Source organism: Grimontia marina (assembly GCF_900060185.1).
In the GTDB taxonomy this organism is placed as follows: domain Bacteria; phylum Pseudomonadota; class Gammaproteobacteria; order Enterobacterales; family Vibrionaceae; genus Enterovibrio; species Enterovibrio marinus.
In genome coordinates, this window is sequence record NZ_FIZY01000134.1 from 1 (window position 1) to 2,261 (window position 2,261).

Annotated in this window: 1 protein-coding gene and 1 pseudogene; both read right to left on the minus strand. The window is 42.6% G+C overall.

Annotated features, from left to right (window positions below):
• Positions 1-416 (minus strand): annotated as a pseudogene (locus tag GMA8713_RS25415) (aspartate aminotransferase family protein); the annotation flags it as partial.
• Between the two features lie 41 nt (positions 417-457).
• Positions 458-1,992, minus strand: a protein-coding gene (locus GMA8713_RS25420; RefSeq protein WP_157515785.1) for an IS3 family transposase whose coding sequence is annotated in 2 segments (ribosomal slippage) — positions 458-1,521 and positions 1,521-1,992 — 1,536 coding nt in all. Because the reading frame shifts where the segments join, the coding sequence is not laid out codon by codon here.
• Between the last annotated feature and the right edge of the window lie 269 nt (positions 1,993-2,261).

The window sequence follows — 2,261 nt, forward strand, 5'->3', positions numbered from 1 at the left end:
TGTTGCAGTGCTGAATAGGCAGAGAAAACACCCACGGCACTGCGTGAACATTCAATGGTCGATTGCAAATGGCTCTCTTCTCTTTGAGCATGTTCAAAGTAGGAGTAATAACCGGGATCTGTTTTTAATACCGCGAGATCGTGTTTGTTTTTGAGCATCACCAAACTGGAAGTATAAGGAACATACCCCCATTTTTGAAAGTCGACCGTAAATGAATCCGCTAATTGTAAACTTTTAATCCTCGGCAATAAGGATTCAATACCCGTCAGTGTTGCTCGATTAAGCGATAAAGGGTTGCGTTCAGAATCATACTCTTGGAAAAACAACATACTCCACCCAACAGCAGCATCAACATGAATATGTGGTTTTATTGAAATTGCATATTCTTGGCATCTTCTTTCTCTTATCGCATAAACCTCGGTGTTTTTCAAGTTAGTTGTCATCATTTGCTTAGATATTAAGCAGCATCTTTTTCTGGATTTAAATGCACTTCACCAACAGGCTCACAGCTTCTGATATCACGAGACCAACGCCCTGGATTTTTATTTTTCGCACTCAGTAGTACCTCTGCACGATGCGCTAAGATCTCTCTATCCTTTCCACTATGACGCTCGGAAGGTGTAACATAATTTAACTTGCTATGCTTGTGCTCAGTATTATACCAACGTACAAACCCGTTGACCCAACAACGACTTTCTTCCAGACCATCAAAGCCTTTCGTGGGCCAGCTCGGTATATACTTCACGGTTCGGAACAGCGACTCAACATAAGGATTATCATCGCTGACTCGTGGTCGGCTGTACGATGAGGTAATACCTAGCTCATCCATCTTTGCTTTGAGCGTGAGTGATTTCATTGGCGCACCGTTATCTGAGTGAAGCACTAAGGGCTGATTAAAGCATTGCTCGCGTAGTAATGTACGTTGTAAGAGTTGTGAGGCTAACTCACCACATTCTCTCTCATAGACATCATAACCAACAATTTTTCTGCTATAGATATCTTCTATAACGTACAGGTAATAGTGTTGCCCAATCACCTTAGATGGCAAGTAAGTAATATCCCAACTGTATACTTGATTTGGCCCTGTCGCTGTGTAGCTTGTTGGTTTAGCATGTCGTTGTCTTCCTTTCTGTCGACCACGCTTATGCAGTTGACCATGTGCCTTCAATATCCGATAGTAGCTTGATTCACAGGCAATATATTCGCCTTTATCCAGCAAAGTAGGAACGATTTGAGTAGGTGGCAAACTAGCATATTCAGGTCGATTGCATATTTCGATGATCGCTTCTCGCTCTTGTTGTGTCAGTTTATTAGCAGGCACAGGCCTGGTGCATGTTGGTCTTTTATCAGCTTGAACATTGCCCTGTTGATACCAGCGTCGATACGTTCTCAAGTCAATCTCAGCTTCATGACAAGCTTGCTCTAAACGGCAACCATGTTGTTGATCATCGCGAATAAGTGTTATTAGGTATTGCCTTTCATCGGTTGAGGTTAGTCGTCCTCGGGTTCTTCCCCGTAAAAGGCCCTCAGCTTTTTTCGTAGTACCAACAAGGCTGCCGTTTCCGCTAAGGCTTTTTCTTTAAAACGTAACTCTTTTTTCAGCGCTTTGATTTCCATTTTATCGGCTTTCGCTTGTTTTTTTGCTTCTAGCTCCTGTTCTTTCGTTGTCATAAATCCTTGCATGCACTCATTTCGCCAAGCTTTGATTTGTTCAGGGAACAGACCTTTCTCGCGACAATATTGGCTGAGTTCATGCTCAGTCATTGAGTAAGTTTCAGCGATGATGGCGAGTTTGGTTTGTGCAGACCACTGCTCTGATGAAGTATTGCTATTGGGCACAGGAGCTCCAGAATGTCTGAGTTGTTGCCGCCAATAATACAGGGTTCCAGGACTAATGCCTTCTTCCTTTGATATTTGGCTTACAGACATCGAAGATGGAGGCAGTAGCTTCTTGAGTATTACTTCTTTTCTTTCAGTAGAGATACGAGACACGATAAACTCATTGCCGCCCAATCTGGTTAAATTTTAACAGTGACAACTATCCTGCCAGAGGGGGATAATACGCGATTAACCAAGAAAAGCGACGTAAGATCGAGCAAAACAGAGCTTAGGTTACGTGAATTTTCTTGATGACTTTATAAAAATCAAGCTAAAAAGTGACCATCAATGAATACGAACTTTCAGTTTACGAGGTACCAATTCAATCCCAGCTTGATAACGTTTTGCCTAAGCGTTTAGTGCCAACGCGAGTGCGCTGTCGG